This window comes from Paenibacillus glucanolyticus NBRC 15330 (assembly GCF_004000885.1).
In the GTDB taxonomy this organism is placed as follows: domain Bacteria; phylum Bacillota; class Bacilli; order Paenibacillales; family Paenibacillaceae; genus Paenibacillus_AQ; species Paenibacillus_AQ glucanolyticus.
In genome coordinates, this window is the sequence record NZ_BIMC01000010.1 from 1 (window position 1) to 15,016 (window position 15,016).

General features: G+C 48.4%; 15 protein-coding genes. 3 read left to right on the forward strand and 12 right to left on the reverse strand.

The window, feature by feature from the left end:
• From PGL02S_RS15530 to PGL02S_RS15560, 7 genes are all read right to left on the reverse strand, one after another.
• On the reverse strand, nt 1–220 hold a 220-nt coding region (locus PGL02S_RS15530), incomplete at its 3' end, for an RNA ligase family protein (RefSeq protein ID WP_255308642.1).
• 68 nt (nt 221–288) lie between these two features.
• Entirely contained in the window at nt 289–1,416 is a 1,128-nt protein-coding gene (locus PGL02S_RS15535; RefSeq protein WP_036642637.1) for a GntR family transcriptional regulator, read from the reverse strand.
• 187 nt (nt 1,417–1,603) lie between these two features.
• On the reverse strand, nt 1,604–3,199 hold the full coding sequence (locus tag PGL02S_RS15540) for a type 2 periplasmic-binding domain-containing protein (protein ID WP_036642638.1): 1,596 nt from the start codon (nt 3,197–3,199) through the stop codon (nt 1,604–1,606).
• Nucleotides 3,200–3,273: 74 nt separating this feature from the next.
• Nucleotides 3,274–4,170 carry a carbohydrate ABC transporter permease gene (locus PGL02S_RS15545; RefSeq protein ID WP_036642640.1) on the reverse strand — a complete coding sequence of 299 codons (897 nt, stop codon included), beginning with the start codon at nt 4,168–4,170 and terminating at the stop codon, nt 3,274–3,276.
• A gap of 35 nt (nt 4,171–4,205) precedes the next feature.
• On the reverse strand, nt 4,206–5,165 hold the full coding sequence (locus PGL02S_RS15550) for an ABC transporter permease (RefSeq protein ID WP_036642642.1): 960 nt from the start codon (nt 5,163–5,165) through the stop codon (nt 4,206–4,208).
• A gap of 473 nt (nt 5,166–5,638) precedes the next feature.
• Nucleotides 5,639–6,544, reverse strand: a complete 906-nt coding sequence (locus PGL02S_RS15555; protein WP_036642645.1) for a DMT family transporter — start codon at nt 6,542–6,544, stop codon at nt 5,639–5,641.
• A gap of 212 nt (nt 6,545–6,756) precedes the next feature.
• Nucleotides 6,757–7,566 carry a helix-turn-helix domain-containing protein gene (locus PGL02S_RS15560; protein ID WP_036642647.1) on the reverse strand — a complete coding sequence of 270 codons (810 nt, stop codon included), beginning with the start codon at nt 7,564–7,566 and terminating at the stop codon, nt 6,757–6,759.
• Nucleotides 7,567–7,699: 133 nt separating this feature from the next.
• On the opposite strand from PGL02S_RS15560, the gene PGL02S_RS15565 reads away from it, so the two are divergent.
• The gene (locus tag PGL02S_RS15565) at nt 7,700–8,506 is read left to right on the forward strand and encodes a phytanoyl-CoA dioxygenase family protein (protein WP_036642649.1); all 807 of its coding nucleotides are present in this window, start codon (nt 7,700–7,702) and stop codon (nt 8,504–8,506) included.
• A 121-nt stretch (nt 8,507–8,627) separates the two neighbouring features.
• On the opposite strand, the gene PGL02S_RS15570 is transcribed toward PGL02S_RS15565, so the two are convergent.
• Complete coding sequence (locus tag PGL02S_RS15570; RefSeq protein WP_036642652.1) at nt 8,628–9,947, reverse strand: ADP-ribosylglycohydrolase family protein; 1,320 nt, start codon at nt 9,945–9,947, stop codon at nt 8,628–8,630.
• 92 nt (nt 9,948–10,039) lie between these two features.
• Between PGL02S_RS15570 and PGL02S_RS15575 the strand changes: the two genes are divergently transcribed.
• Nucleotides 10,040–10,936, forward strand: coding sequence for an AraC family transcriptional regulator (locus tag PGL02S_RS15575; protein WP_036642655.1), 897 nt, complete (start codon nt 10,040–10,042; stop codon nt 10,934–10,936).
• Here the strand turns inward: PGL02S_RS15575 and PGL02S_RS29040 are convergent.
• The 3 genes from PGL02S_RS29040 to PGL02S_RS15590 form a co-directional block, all read right to left on the reverse strand.
• Nucleotides 10,860–11,231, reverse strand: coding sequence for a GNAT family N-acetyltransferase (locus PGL02S_RS29040; RefSeq protein WP_307719597.1), 372 nt, complete (start codon nt 11,229–11,231; stop codon nt 10,860–10,862). The genes PGL02S_RS15575 and PGL02S_RS29040 overlap by 77 nt on opposite strands.
• A gap of 306 nt (nt 11,232–11,537) precedes the next feature.
• Nucleotides 11,538–12,053 carry a DUF3189 family protein gene (locus PGL02S_RS15585; protein WP_006210067.1) on the reverse strand — a complete coding sequence of 172 codons (516 nt, stop codon included), beginning with the start codon at nt 12,051–12,053 and terminating at the stop codon, nt 11,538–11,540.
• Between the two features lie 156 nt (nt 12,054–12,209).
• The gene (locus PGL02S_RS15590) at nt 12,210–13,292 is read right to left on the reverse strand and encodes a Gfo/Idh/MocA family protein (protein WP_006210066.1); all 1,083 of its coding nucleotides are present in this window, start codon (nt 13,290–13,292) and stop codon (nt 12,210–12,212) included.
• 258 nt (nt 13,293–13,550) lie between these two features.
• On the opposite strand from PGL02S_RS15590, the gene PGL02S_RS15595 reads away from it, so the two are divergent.
• Nucleotides 13,551–13,991, forward strand: coding sequence for a hypothetical protein (locus PGL02S_RS15595; RefSeq protein WP_036642658.1), 441 nt, complete (start codon nt 13,551–13,553; stop codon nt 13,989–13,991).
• 128 nt (nt 13,992–14,119) lie between these two features.
• On the opposite strand, the gene nikC is transcribed toward PGL02S_RS15595, so the two are convergent.
• The gene (gene nikC / locus PGL02S_RS15600; protein WP_006210064.1) at nt 14,120–15,016 is read right to left on the reverse strand and encodes a nickel transporter permease; all 897 of its coding nucleotides are present in this window, start codon (nt 15,014–15,016) and stop codon (nt 14,120–14,122) included.

Consider the following 15,016-nt stretch of genomic DNA (forward strand, 5'->3'; position numbering starts at 1 on the left):
CATCTTCATTCCATATCCCCTTGTATAAAACGGGAACCGCTGCAAGCCCCAAACGATCCGCCCAATCCTCTGTCTCATCCCATGAGAGGCATACGTTATGTTCGTTCCACACCGAGAACAGCAAGAAATAGGAAGGCAGCGCTGAGTACAAAAGGGAATGCTTGGCATATGCGTTTTCCCCGCATATGCGATATCCTTCCGGGATCCGATATTTAATCATACGCACATAAAAAAACTGACTGCTGACAGGACCGCATCCCGCCAAGCAATCAGCTGTGAAACTTCCGTCTACTTAACCGAGTTGCCTTTTGGAGCGACTGCGGTTGTTCCTCTCTCCACTAACTTGACCGGTACCAGCATCCTGCTCGGCGTCTGCTTCCCTCGTTCCAGCCAATTCACCACGTTTTCAGCCGCTTGACGACCAATCTCGTAAAAATTCTGTTCTACCGTGGTCAACGGAATGATGACATGCTCCGTCACCGGATTGTTATCAAAACCTATAATTGAAATATCCTCCGGAATGCGGATGCCTCTCTCCATACAAAGATTCAGCAAATTAGCTGCAATCAGATCGTTCTCTGTCTGAACCGCAGACACTCCTTCCATCCGGTAAGAGTCCAGCAGCTCATTATAGAATCGTTCGACGCCAATCTTTTCCCGGTATCCCTTCATATTCAGCTTGATGTATCTGCTGTCTACGGGAATTCCATGGTCTTTAAGCGCTTGGCAGTATCCGAAATATCGGTCGCGCACGGAAGAGGTGGATTCGATGCTGACCGCGGTCAGAAAGGCGATTTTTCGATGTCCAAGCTCAATCAATTTAGATACGGCTTGGTAGGAGCCGTTGAAATTGTCCGATACTACCGCTCCTAAGGGAAGGCTGTCGAAATACTTGTCAATGGTGATGATCGGATAGTCTTCAAGGCAAAGCCGATGCAGAATATCGTAGTTCGTCTGATCGTTTCTCGGATACAGAATGATGGCCGCAATGCCCTTTCGGGTCAGCATTTCCAGCAGATCGCGTTCTTTCTGGGAGTCGTAATCGCTTTGGTGAATGCTCAAATAATAGCCGTTCGCGTTTAGCCAGTCCGAAGCTCCGCGAATATAACCCATCGTACCACGTTCGTCCTCGGAAGGCAGGATAAGCGAGATCATTTTCTCTGTTCCATCGGAACGCTGCTCAGGGCCCCGGGTTCGAGACTTTACAAAGCTCCCGCTTCCCTTAATTCGGTAGATGAACCCGTCCCGCTCCAGCTCCTCGAGCGCTCTTCTTGTTGTAATACGGCTCACGCCGAAGGTGGTGCTAAGTTCAGCCTCTGTCGGAAGCTGGGCTTCCGGAAGGTAACGCCCCGATGAAATTTGCGATTTAAGCTCGTCCATAATGACGCTGTACAGCGGTTTATTGTCTTTGCTCAACTTGGTTCTCATCCCATCTTTATCTTTTTTCCAGTTGTGGACTAGTCGCACTCAAATTATATCGTTTGCATCAATAGCATGTAAACCGCCCTTAGGATCAGTCCTATCCCACTTTCCCCAATCCGGTCAAGCGACTCCCTTAACATCCTGGAAATTCAGCCTTTCCGGATGGGCGGCTTACCTCATTTTATTTTACGTTTGAGTAGCGTTCATACTGTGCCTTTTTGATATCCAGATAGCTCTGGGCTCCCATCTTGTCGAGCGTCTTCACGTAATGATCCCAATCGGTATCCAGACTGGCTTTGCCCGTGACAAACTTTACCCGCATTTCCTCAATATATTTATTAATGTCGGTCAGGATCGCGCTTGTTTGATTCGCTTCGTCATCCGTGGGTACAAAATCCGGCCACAGCTCTTTGGGCGCCAAAACATCCAGCTCTGCCGGATCCGCCTTGATCTCATCCGCAACCGTCGTTCCCCTCGCGGCCATTCGCAAGCTGTCGTCCGGCTCAACATATGGATAATAGGCTCCATATACATTGTCAACATATTGGAAAGCACCTAGCTGGACGCCGCCCTTGTAGTTCAAGATCTCATCCTTGTATTTCGGTTTGCCATCAACCAGGTCGTAGGTTTCGCCTTCCAGGCCAAATGTGCCAAAATTGATGCCCTCCTCTCCATAGAAATAATCAATCCATTTGATTGTTTCAACGGGATACTTGTTTTTGTTCGTGATTACAAAACCGAAGATACCCTTGGCCGGAGGGCCGAGCACGCCTGCCAGCTTATCACCGTTCGGACCTTCCAGCGCATGGATTCCCACATAGTTTTCTGCTGCATCCTTACCGATGTAACCCGGCCCTTCCCACACGAAGGAGCCAATCAAGTTGTTAGAGCCGTCCGTTGACCACTTGGCATAATCATAACCGGTCGTAAAATTTTGCTGAGCAAGCGAGCCGTCCTTATACAGATCATTCATATAACGCAAAAGCTCCCTGTACTTCGGATCATTGAAAGTTGTTTTAACCGCGCCGTCCGCGTCCTTGTAGAGGTATTGGCCAAACGCTTTGGCTCCGCCTTCTCCCATGCCGAAGCTGCCTGCCAAAAAGCTCTCCAGGAACGTCCAGTATTGGGATTCGAGCACCCAGCCCAGACGTGAGCTGTCCTTCTCCCGAATCTTCATCAATGCCTCGCGGAACTCAGCGGTTGTCTCCGGAACTTCCAGCCCTCCTTCATCGAGCCAGCTTTTGTTAACGTACAGGCGAACGGAATTGAACGCTTTGGAGAAATCGACGTAAGGCAGCGCATAGATATGTCCGTCCGACATGGTGATGGCTCCCTTGATGTCCGGATTGTCCTTGAGCAGCTTGCTCAAATTGGGCGCGTGCTCTTCAATCAGTTCCTCCAGAGGGATAAACAAACCCTGCTTGCCGTATTTCATCAGCTCGTCCGTGCCGAATGCAATGCGATAAAACGCATCTGGCAGGTCATTGGACCCGAGCATCACATTTTTCCTTTCCGTCACGGCAGACCCGGCCAGCTCCTCAAACTCAACGTGAATTCCGGAAATCTCCTCATATTTTTGCCACATCCACAGTTGATCGGCTGGAGGATGTACATCGGTATATCCGCGTTTCACAATCTTTAACGTAATGCTTCCCGGATCGCCGTCCGTTCCGGCAGGCTCCGGTGTTGCCTCTCCTCCTGAACCGCCGCCGCAGGCGGAAAGCACCAGTGAGAACATCATTGTTATAGCAAGCAGAAGATACAGCCCTTTTCTCATATCCACAAACCCTCTTTCCACGATTATGAGGTCCTGACGGAAAACCAACTGCTTTTCCCGCTTCAGTACCGGCCTTACCCTTTGATAGCTCCCACCATGATGCCTTTCTCAAAAAAACGGGACAGCAATGGATACAGCAGAAGCAGCGGCAGGGCGGACAAAACAACGATGGCGTATTTCAAACCTTCCTTCACCATCATCTGATCTGCGTACTCAGCACCAACCGATATTCCGGCCATTTCCTTGAAATCGTTCTGAACTAAAATTTCTCTTAAAATGAGCTGAAGCGGAAATTTGTCCCGATCCGTCAAATAAATCATGGCGTCAAAATAGGAATTCCAATGGCCAACACCGTAGAACAGGATCATGACGGCGATGATCGGCATGGATAAAGGGAGCACAATTTTATACAGCATATGAAAGTCATTACATCCGTCCACATAAGCGCTCTCCTCCAGCTCGACCGGAATACGGGTCTGAAAGTAGGTCCTCATGATAATCATGTTGTAAGCACTAATCGCTCCAGGCAGCACCAGCGCCCACATCGTATTCAGCAGGCCCAACTCCTTGTTCACCAGGTACAGAGGAATCAGGCCGCCACCGAAAAACATCGTAAAAGCGAACAACAGCGTGAACAATCCCTTACCGTAAAAACGCTTTCTCGACAGAGGGTAGGCACCGAGCACCGTCATCATAATATTGATGGCTGTACCTGCGAATGCGTAGAGGATGGTATTGGCGTATCCCCTCCATATTTCACTGTTCTCGAACACTTTGGCATAACTGTCCAGATTGAAACCTGCCGGATATAGCAGCAGCGGCTTGTCCCAAATCTGGCGTGGATCGGAGAATGAAGCCAACAGGACGAAAATAAGCGGGTATAGAATAACGATGGTCACCATAATCGACATAATAAGAATGATGATATCCGCCAGCTTTTCCCCTGTCGTTCGTTTGATGTTCAGCAGCACGGCTTAAACTCCCTTCTTTGCACGGTGATCTTTCCCTACCATAGGCTGGTCTCCCCTGCTTTGCGGGCAACGGCGTTGACGATGATCAGAATGATAAAGTTGATCACGTTATTGAACAGTCCCACTGCCGCGGAAAAGCTGTATTGCGTATTCAAAAGCCCGCTTTTGTACATGTAAGTGGAAATGACCTCGGACGTTTCCAAATTCATTGGATTTTGCATCAAGAGGATCTTCTCGAAACCTACACTCATGATGCTTCCTGCACTCAGAATCGACAGAATCATAATCGTTGGCACAATACCGGGGATGGTGATATGCCAGATTCTCCGAAATTTGCTGGCACCGTCCATGTACGCCGCCTCATACAGGTCTGGGGAGATGCCCGATATGGCTGCGCTGTATATGAGTGACGACCAACCGACTCCTTGCCAGATGCCGGACCAGACATACAGATGCCAGAAATTAGAAGGCTCTGCCAGGTAATCCACCGGTTCCCTTCCTAAAGATGTAAGAACGGAGTTAAAAACGCCGTTCGTAGGTGAGATGAAAAAGAACAGAATGCCAACCGCGACCACGACCGAGATAAAGTGCGGAGCATAAGAGACGCTTTGTGCGAATGAGCGGAGTTTACGACTCCGAATCTCATTGAACAGGAGAGCTAGCAGGATGGGAGCGGGAATGCCGATCAGCAGGCCGTATAAGCTGATGCCAATCGTATTCTTGAGAATCGTCCAGAAGTAATACGCGTCAAACAGCCTTTCGAAATGCTCGAAACCGATCCATGGGCTGTTCCAGATGCCAAGTCCGGGCATAAAATCCTTAAAAGCAATCTGCACACCGTACATCGGCCAGTAATGCCAGATCAGGAAGTACAGCACCGCTGGGGAGATGATGATGTACAGCCCGATGTTGCGCTTTAGCTGCCTCTTGACATGTTTCCATTTGCTCGGCTTGGGAACGGTGTGTGGGGATGCCGAGTTTAATCGGGCGTCCATACTTGTCATGACCTCCTTTTTTGCTGCAGATCAGAGATTCGGGAGATTAATGCAAATGTCAGCAGATCTAGAGAATCTCGATGCAATTGAACTCTCCCAGTTCAGAAATTCATCACCTCCCTCCTTATAATTTGTTCTAACATTTTTTATGTATATGATTATTTGTTATAACACATTTTAGTGAGGATTTATTTTCCAGTCAATATAGCATCGAAAAATTGTGACTTTAGTTGTATTAGGCCTGAATTTGTTATGACAAATTTCGACGAAGGTGTGAAACAGTAAATTTCTTAGCTTGTGAAATAAATAAAACAGCCGCGTAAATATCGTGGCTGTTGGCTTTTTTTCAATGAGTTATGAGATTGCACTCGGTTACACCTGGACGCTGCAAGTCCTTTTTCGCAACATAGCTGGGCAGAAAAAAAGAGCAGATCATCTGCTCTTTTTTGCGTATTCCCATCAACCGATGTTACTTATCCAGGAATCCCAGCTGCTTTCCCCTTCGATCGGCTCCCCCCGCGGTTGGTAATGAACACCCCGGATAGTATGAGAATAAGGCCGATGATAAGGTTCCATCCGATAGGTTCATCCAGCAGCGTATACCCCCAGATCATCGCCGTTGCAGGAACCAGGTAAGTGACGGATGTGGCGAATTCCGGACTTCCTTTTAACACCATATAATTGAACAGGATGTATGCGACACCTGACCCGAAGATGCCAAGACCGACCAGAGCGCCCATGTTGGCAGGTTCTAAGATCTTTGTCACGTCAACCCTCTCCGTCGTAAAGGCAAGGATGCCGCTCCCTACCATCGCGCCAAGCAGAGTTCCGAACGTTAACTGATACATCGTGAGTCCACCCAGCAATCGCTTGGATAACTGTGAACCCACGGCATAACACATAGTGGCCCCGATCATCGCAGCAAAACCAATGAAATCGACGGTCATGAAAGAGCCTGGGCGAATGCCCAGCAGAATGATCAGACCGACAAGCGCAATTCCCATGCCGACCCACTGTATCCGCCGGAATACGGAGCCGAAGAATAGTAACCCTACAAGCATCGTCCATATCGGCGTTGTTGCATTCAATACCGAAGCCATGCTGCTGGCTAGCTTAGTCTCGCTAAACCCGATTAATGTCCATGGCAGAGCCATATTAATCATGGCGACTACGAAGGTTGGAAGCCATTTAATTTTTCGCAGGTCGAACGGCTTTCGCATTATCAGCATGATAATCGAAATAAATAGAAATCCGCAGGTAGAACGCAGAAATGCAATCCCCCATGGACCGAAATCGTGCAGTAAACTTTTAATGAAAAAGAACGAACCTCCCCATATGAGACTTAGGAGGATGAGCGCAATATACAAGGATCGTGCCAACGTAATACCTTCTTTCTATTTGTAGGACATCCTTATAATTTAACATCTCGTAAGGGAAGTTGTACAGAGCGTTTTTCTACAGCCCTCTTGCAGGCAGGAGACAGCCTTTTCCTTATTTGAGCAAGTACTCCCGCCTGGACCCGAGTTTCCGACCTCTCGCGATGTAACATCCATTCGAATAAGCATAGCCGTTTCATGCATTGCACTTCAGCTTACAGCATGGATGTCGGCTTGTAATCCTGGCGATACTGCCTCGGCGAAACCCCGTAATGTTTGCGAAACTGATCCGCAAAATGATTGTAACTGTTAAAGCCGACATCCTGCGCAGCTTCGTTCGCGGTCCGGCCGGAATGGGTCATCAATAAAGCGGCATGGCGAACCCTCATTTGATTCAGATGCTCTACGATGGTGTACCCTGTTTCTTGTTTGAACAAATGTGCCAGCCTGGACCCCGAGATTCCAACCTCTCGCGATATGGCATCCATTCGAATATCTTCCTTTAACGAACGGGACAACAACCCCAGCGTTTGCTCGACTCTAGGGTCCATTCTTTTATTTGTGCGCTGTGCAAGCAGAAGCAAAATCTCACGCAGCGCGTTCTCACACAGCGTCTCCCATAAATCTAAGCGGTCCAGTGAATCTTGCAGCACATTCCGGAACGCTTGCTCGACACGGCCTCGGACACGTTCATCGGGCAGGGTTTCGACCAGAAACTCCTGGTTTCTTAGCATCCTGTTTTCCGGAAGTCCAGGATAATGGATCCAGAGAAAGTTCCAGCGCTTCCCTGGTACTGTCCCGTATTCATGAGTGATGCCGGCGCGCAGCAGTCCAAGTTGCCCGGATCCGCAGCGTTTCTCCCCGGCAGGCGTGCGAAAGTAGCCCTCTCCATGCAGCGTATAAACAAGCAGCCAGTCCCGCATCCCTTGAGGTCGACGCAGGCGATAAGTTTCGTCTTGTTCGAAATGGTCGCCGAATATTGTTCCGGTACTTTCCAACGATATGACAGCCCGTTCGTTTCTCATGAACCTCTCCTCCCCGATTCCTCAAATAGCAGAATCCCGGTACTTTTAAGCAGATATCATACTTCCTCTCAAGATAAGCAGACCTTATTCTATTGTCAACAGGAAAAACCATCATCTGATCGGAGGGACTACGATGCAAGAGAAGTTAAACGTATTGACCGAGGAGCAGCTGCACAAGTTCGAAACAGAGGGGTATTTAATTGTAAAAGGGCTCTTCCGGCAGGAGGAACTGGCTGAAATTGAAGCAACGTTTGAGGAGATCAGCCAAAAGACCGTACCCGGCCACTTTGAGCCGGTCTTCAATGATACAGCTATCGAACCGCTGAAACGCTATCCGCGTGTTATGCATCCGCACCGTTTTGATGCAATCGCAAAAAAATACATGCTGCACAAGCCTGTCATGGACGTATTGGCCGATTTGTACAGCGAGCCCGCGCTCGCAGCTCAAAGCATGTTTTATTACAAACCTCCCGGTTCTCGCGGTCAAGCGCTGCACCAGGATAATTTCTACCTGCAGGTGGAGCCGGGCAACTGTATCGCGGCGTGGACCGCGATCGACGCGGCTGATGAAGAGAACGGCGGCTTGCTCGTCGTTCCGAAAACAAGTAATTATGCCCTTGTGTGCCCGGAGGAAGCCGATTCGCACGAGTCGTTTACCACCCATTTCGTGAAACCGCCAAAAGATCAAACGGTCCTCCCCGCCATAATGGACAAAGGCGATGTGCTCTTTTTTAACGGCAACCTCATCCATGGCTCTTACCGCAACAAATCGAACCGTTTTCGCCGTGCCTTTATCTGCCACTATGCCAACGCGTCGGCAACCAAGATCGGTGCTTTCTACCGGCCGTTGTTCCGGGAAGACGGCACGGAGGTCAATCTGGACAGTAATCCGAATGGCGGCCCTTGCGGCGTCGAGTTCGAAACGCCGTATCCCCATTAGATTTCAGACGACCAGCGCACATTTTCATGGCACTGGTCGCCCTATGTTAACTTTCATTGAATAGGAGTTTTTAGCATACATTGAACCACTCTGCAATTTTATATCGGAGCAGGCTCCCCATTTATATCTCTCGCTTGGAATCGATATAGGTCTGCTCTGCCACGATGGTAAATCGCTCCACGAGATCACTGATTTTGAAATTCTCCGCACCAATCATATAAGTCGTTACCGTATCATAAAACGGCGCATGCCAATGGACAGGAACGCCTTCCTTGCCAACGATTGCCCCGACGATGCTCCCTGCGGTAGCCGCTGTGCAATCATTGTCCAGCCCCATTGCCACCGTCTCGGAAATGACCTTGGACACATCCGTCCCTCCGATCATTAAACCGAATACGGTCAAACATGCATTGTTGTTCGTATGAACGGGAGACATGCCTTGAAAGCGCTTGTTCACGGCTTCTCGCGCTTCTGTGTAATTCCGGATATCTCCACCTATAGCGAGGGCCCATTCGATATCCTTGTAGAGGCTGCATTCGCTAGGAATTTCCGTCAGTCCAGTGCGAAGGGCGTCCACCGGATGATCGACGGCAAAGGCGGCTGCTTGAGCCGCACTAAAAAACATTTCGCCATAAATTCCGTTCCTTCGATGGCTCAAATAAGCGTCTCGATACGCGTACTCTGCCGCTTTCGACGGGAACCCCGGTGCAATGTATGCCCACGGATCGGATCGAATATCTGCACCGATCCATTGACAATACGGATTCTCTAAGCTTGCTGCTTCCATAGCCGTCTTGCCTGCCCTCAAGTTACGAAGGGCAACCTCTTCGGCCGTACATGCAAGCGGCAAATATTTCACCCAGCTCTTCCCCACGTCCTCCGTCGTAAAATGAATCCCATGCTCCTCCGCGATCAGCAGCCCCAGAATTGTATACGTAATATCATCGTCGACGGGAACTCCGCTCATGCCTTCAAGCGTATATTCATAAAATGTGCTCTTCCCATATCGCCGATGGTTCGGATTCTTAATCCGGGTCCAATAGCTGCGCGGTGGAAAGGCATCCCCAATGTACTCGGCCCAACTCTTCATTTCATCCACTTCCCATAGTTCGACGGGAGCTCCCAGCGTACATCCGGCGAATCGGGCGAGCATAGCGCCCTCCAGCTTATCTTTATACTCGGACTGATTGAATGTTTTCCACATTCTTCGAGGACCATTCGTACGAAGCAGCTGAATCCCACGCAGATCATTCGGCTCTTGGGAAGCCAGTTTCCCATCAACAGGCAGACCTTGCAATTTCTCCGCGGCTTCCTGCATTGCCCGTTCAATATCCTGCCAAATGCCGGAAACGCCATCTGCACCATGTTCATGGGCTAATCGCCCGTACTCCATAATTTTTTCGGATAACTCAGCCAATTTCGGTTCTATAGGATAAGCCATGTCACCTTCTCCTCTCGCTTCATATGTAATCGATTTCAAAGCTAGTTTATAATATGAAAGATAACAATTCTGCTCAATAAGGACTGAAAACTATGCAGAAACAACCATCTTCCTATGAGATTATCGGTCAGCCGTATTTGCTCCCTCCCACGTTTCCCGTGGATTGGATCGGAAACCATGTCCAAAACGATGCCGATATTACGTATCTTCATTATCACAATTGTCTTGAAGTCGGATACTGCCGCGAAGGCTCAGGCGTGTTTTTTGTAGAGGACAAGATCCTGCCTTACTCAAAAGGCGATGTGAGCATTATTTTTCCGGGGCAGCTTCACCTTGCGCAAAGTGTTAAAAGTCAGGTGAGCCGATGGGATTTTTGCTTCTTAGATCCGAATGCGCTGCTTGGCACGGCCCATCCCCGATCATGGAACGCCCCTGCTCCAGCGGGATTCGCTAATATCATCAGTCCGGGCGATGCTCCCGACATCACATTAATGACGGAATATCTCATGAAAGAACTAAGTCAGCAATTATCAGGCTACGAATCGGCCGTCAAAGGGTGCCTTTGGACGCTGATGACCCTCATTACCCGAATCATCGATCAGATGGCTGACGATACACCTGTAGTTGGAGCTGCCGATCGAAATTCCATGAACACAATTTCCAAATCGCTGGAGTACATCTCACAGCATTACATGGAACCGATTCATATTCATGAATTGGCGGCAGTTTGCAGCTTAAGCGTCACGCATTTTCGTCGAACGTTCCGCGTTTGCATGGGAATGGCTCCGCTCAATTACTTGCACAATGTGCGAATGCAGATGGCCTCTGCATTACTATCCCATACCGATAGCAGCATACTGTCAATCTCCCAAGAGGTAGGCTATGCAACAATATCCAGCTTCAACCGCCACTTCAAACATTGGACGGGAATAGCTCCCTCCAAATGGCGCGCGATAAAAAAACAGGGCAAACAACCCATGCAACCGTGAGAAGGGGTTCGTATCTTGATGATCGCAGAAGACATTCCCATGCGCTCTCCAACATACAAAGAAACCGTCTGTTATCAGACGGTTGGATTGAACCAATGCTATGTATTTCGATACCCTCCACGCGTTTATCTCCTTTTTCAATAACAAATCCCATTCTGGTATGGTAAGCGATGGAGCTTGTATGGATTGGAGACGTGATACAGCGAACAATTTCTACACCCCGTTTATTCACTTCATTATAATACGTTTCGTAAAGCTGACGTCCGATGCCACGCTGCCGGTGCGCAGGATGGATGCCAACAAATGAATATAAGCCTCTTCATTTCGGCTTTGGGATAAAAATCCAATAAGGAAACCTAGCATTGCTCCATTCTCTTCAACTATAAAACCCGTATCTTGAAAATGATCAAAAACAGCTTCGGCGGCATATCAGCCATTAGACAACCGTTCCACCAATTGTATAAAACAGAAATTGTCATCTCGTAATCAGACGATTGGGCCCTGGGGACAAAAAAAGAAGATGACCCAATTATAGCAAAGTCATCTTCTAAGAATTTTATACAAATACATTCAAAATAAAGAGCTTCTCCATCGAAAATAACTAAGCGGAATACTCTTTATTGTCAATGACGATGACGGGTTCAGTCCCTGATCTCGCAGCTGCGGTCTTCTTGGTATGGATGACCAATTCATGAATATTGCTGCAGGATTTCTTCGCACCCATGACCAATAACGGCACCCCTAGAGCGTCCAGTTTCAACCTTCTGGATAACAGTCCGCCCATCGTCATGGAGAATGGTACCGTTGGGGACGTGTTGGAATATATGATAGGCTCATCGTTCTGGTATTTGTCTTGCAGGATTAAGCTCAAGTTCTTCAATGCTTCCACTACCACCTTGGAGGATCCCCGCCCAACCGAGTATACCGGATTCCCGTTCTCATCCAGGCCGTGAAAAATGAGCTTGCCCATATCCGAGGTTTTCAGTTTGTTGAAATAATCAACCGCCAGAATTTCTTCTTTTGTAAGCTGTCGATTCGTAGGCAATTTATTTAGATGATACGCTGCTGCCAACGACGTTGTGTGGGTCCCCCCGTAATCATTGTAAATAAAGATCATACATCCCGTCTCCAATCATAGAGTAATGTGCTTATTATTACCATTAAGCTCTGTCTCATTCGCCGGATCTCAGCATCGAGCTAGGTGATAACAGAAAAAAGCCCTGATTCCTCAGGACTTCTTCCTATCTCTATATGGAAATATTCATAAATTTGATTAATCCAGGTATACTGCTTTTCCAAGACGGGCCGATTCGTACAGAGCTTCCAGAATACGTGATACAACATAAGCTTGCTCAGGAGTAACGACAGGGTCTTTATCCTGATCAATGGCTTCGATCCATCTTCTCATTTCAACATCCGGAGCCTGTTCCTTCTTACCGTCATAGAAAGCTACCCCGCCGGAGTTCAACTCAATTTCATTGGTGTACAGACGGCTGAATTTCTCTCCGTTAATGCGAAGGCCGTTCTTCATATCGGCCCCGCCTTCCGAGCCGCTAAGTGTACATTTGGCTTCGTCAATATCAAGCGTATTTAACGCCCAGCTTGATTCCAGGATGATGGTTGCTCCGTTCTCCATTACAATCATGCCGAAAGCGGAATCTTCGACCGTAAATTTCTCGGGATCCCACGGTCCCCAAGCATTTGCCGCATTCTCCTTACGGGACAATTCATGATATGTAGTACCGAGTACGATTTTCGGCTTGTAATTATCCATCATCCAGAGCGTCAAATCCAGCGCGTGCGTACCGATATCGATCAGCGGCCCTCCGCCTTGTTTTTCCTCATCCAAAAATACGCCCCAGGTCGGAACAGCTCTTCTCCGTACCGCATGTGCCTTGGCATAATAAATATGACCGAGCTCTCCGGCTTCGCACACCTCTTTAAGATAAAGACTGTCTTCACGGAACCGATTGTTGTATCCGATCGTCAGTTTCTTGCCCGTACGCTGAGCCGTTTCCATCATCAGTTTGGCATCCGCAGCCGTTTTGGCCATCGGCTTCTCGCACATAACATGCTTTCCGGCCTCAAGCGCAGCAATGGAAATTTCCGCATGCGAATCATTAGGGGTAAGCACATGAATGATATCAAGGGTAGAATCCTTTAGCAGCTCCGTGTAATCGCTATATACTTTTGCTTCCTCGCTGCCATATTTGCCAGCAGCCTCTTCAGCCCGATCTTTGACGATATCGCAAAACGCTGCAAGCTCCACACTATTCAATCTGCTTAAGCTGGGCAGATGTTTTCCGTTTGCGATTCCGCCACAGCCGATAATACCAATGCGATAAACTTTTGACATGTATCATCACCATCACTTTCATGAGTTTTTATAAGAAGCATAATTATAGAGCCCTGCCCCATACATTTAATGAGGTCTTGACTCCACATATAAGGTATCATATCTGACCATTTTTTTTTAGTATAACTATGCGACAATTCATATATAAAATCACGACATCCATCTCCTATTACAAGATGTTCGTCCAAGCCATCATAACAAAACATCATATACTACTAGCAAGGGACAGACTTAATAGAACAGGTGGTGAAGCTAGCGTTGACAAAATTTTTAGATGCACGGACCTCCAATCACTGGCCCATAGCATTCCCAGGCTCCACGGAACGTTTCGTGGTGGACACCCCCGTCATGGTCGGTCAAGTGGGCTTGAATGTGCCTGCCGATACAAACGGTATCATCCGTACTCAGCTTCTTGGGCAAGTCGGCTTCTATATACTAAGCGAAGATATATTTGCTCCGATTATTCAAATTGATGTCATGCGAGGCTATTTAACAACGGATCCGATTATCCATACCACTTATGTACAATATCAGCCTTCCCAGGTCCAAAGCCAAAGTGTCTCCTTTGTCGCTGCAGACTATAATGTACCCCCTCCCCCAACAGGTCTTCTGGTATATACCATGTATGTGACTGCACTTGTGCTGGATATGGGCAGAACAGGACCAGAATGCTTTAATGCTTCCGTATATACGGATTAGAGCATGCTTCCTATAGGAGTCGCATTGAAAAAGGCAGCCGATCATCGGCTGCCTTTATTCTTGATTCTTCATATAAACGTGACGAAAGCGTCATTCCTGTGATTCAGTCGTATTGCTGTTGTCGTATATTAACTTTTCATTCGCGGATCCAGAGCATCGCGCAGACCGTCCCCCATCAGGTTGAAGGCGAGTACCGTCAGCATGATCGAAACTCCGGGAAAAATCACCGTCCACGGGGCCGTTGCGATAAACTGACGCGAATCAGACAGCATCTTTCCCCATTCCGGAGCGGGAGGCTGGGCGCCAAGGCCCAAAAATCCGAGCGCAGCCGCTTCGATAATGGCCGTCGCGATGCCCAGCGTTCCTTGCACGATGATTGGAGTCAGACTATTCGGCAGAATATGATGTCTCAGAATTCCGCTGTTCTTCATCCCGATGGCCTGCGCAGCGCTGATGTACTCCTCGTTCTTCAAGCTGAGGACTTTGGCGCGAACCAATCGGCCATAGGTCGGTATGTTGACGATGGCAATGGCATATAACGCATTTTGCAGCGAAGGGCCCAGGATGGCTACGATGGCTATCGCCAGCAAGATACTCGGAAACGCCAACAAAATATCAAAGAAACGCGAGATGATCATATCTATCCACTTGCCGTAAAAGCCTGCCAGAATACCGAGCAGCGTTCCCAGAATGATAGAGCCAAGCACGGAAAATGTACCGACCCACAATGAGATGCGCGTTCCGTGCAGCACCCGGCTGAGCAAATCCCGTCCCAGATCATCGGTTCCAAACCAATGCTCAGCTGACGGAGGTTTTAACCGGTCGGCAAGCTCCTGCGCTTTATAATCATAGGGCGCGATTAATGGCGCGAGCAGTGCGATGACAATGAAGAACAGAATCATGAACAGTCCAGCCATCGCGATTTTGTTCTTGCGGAAAGCTCTCCACGCATTACGCCAAGGTCCGGAAACCTTCTCGGAAGGAATGGCAGAGCTGTCGTTCAGGTGTGTTGTAATCTGTGGCAT

Excerpts from the sequence above, each read along its gene's own strand:
- PGL02S_RS15590 (WP_006210066.1), bottom strand. The coding sequence starts at position 13,292 with ATGTCAAAAGTTTATCGCATTGGTATTATCGGCTGTGGCGGAATCGCA.
- PGL02S_RS15550 (WP_036642642.1), bottom strand. The coding sequence starts at position 5,165 with ATGGACGCCCGATTAAACTCGGCATCCCCACACACCGTTCCCAAGCCG.
- nikC (WP_006210064.1), bottom strand. The coding sequence starts at position 15,016 with ATGCCACAGATTACAACACACCTGAACGACAGCTCTGCCATTCCTTCC.
- PGL02S_RS15575 (WP_036642655.1), top strand. The coding sequence starts at position 10,040 with ATGCAGAAACAACCATCTTCCTATGAGATTATCGGTCAGCCGTATTTG.
- PGL02S_RS15560 (WP_036642647.1), bottom strand. The coding sequence starts at position 7,566 with ATGAGAAACGAACGGGCTGTCATATCGTTGGAAAGTACCGGAACAATA.
- PGL02S_RS15585 (WP_006210067.1), bottom strand. The coding sequence starts at position 12,053 with ATGATCTTTATTTACAATGATTACGGGGGGACCCACACAACGTCGTTG.
- PGL02S_RS15570 (WP_036642652.1), bottom strand. The coding sequence starts at position 9,947 with ATGGCTTATCCTATAGAACCGAAATTGGCTGAGTTATCCGAAAAAATT.
- PGL02S_RS15565 (WP_036642649.1), top strand. The coding sequence starts at position 7,700 with ATGCAAGAGAAGTTAAACGTATTGACCGAGGAGCAGCTGCACAAGTTC.
- PGL02S_RS15540 (WP_036642638.1), bottom strand. The coding sequence starts at position 3,199 with ATGAGAAAAGGGCTGTATCTTCTGCTTGCTATAACAATGATGTTCTCA.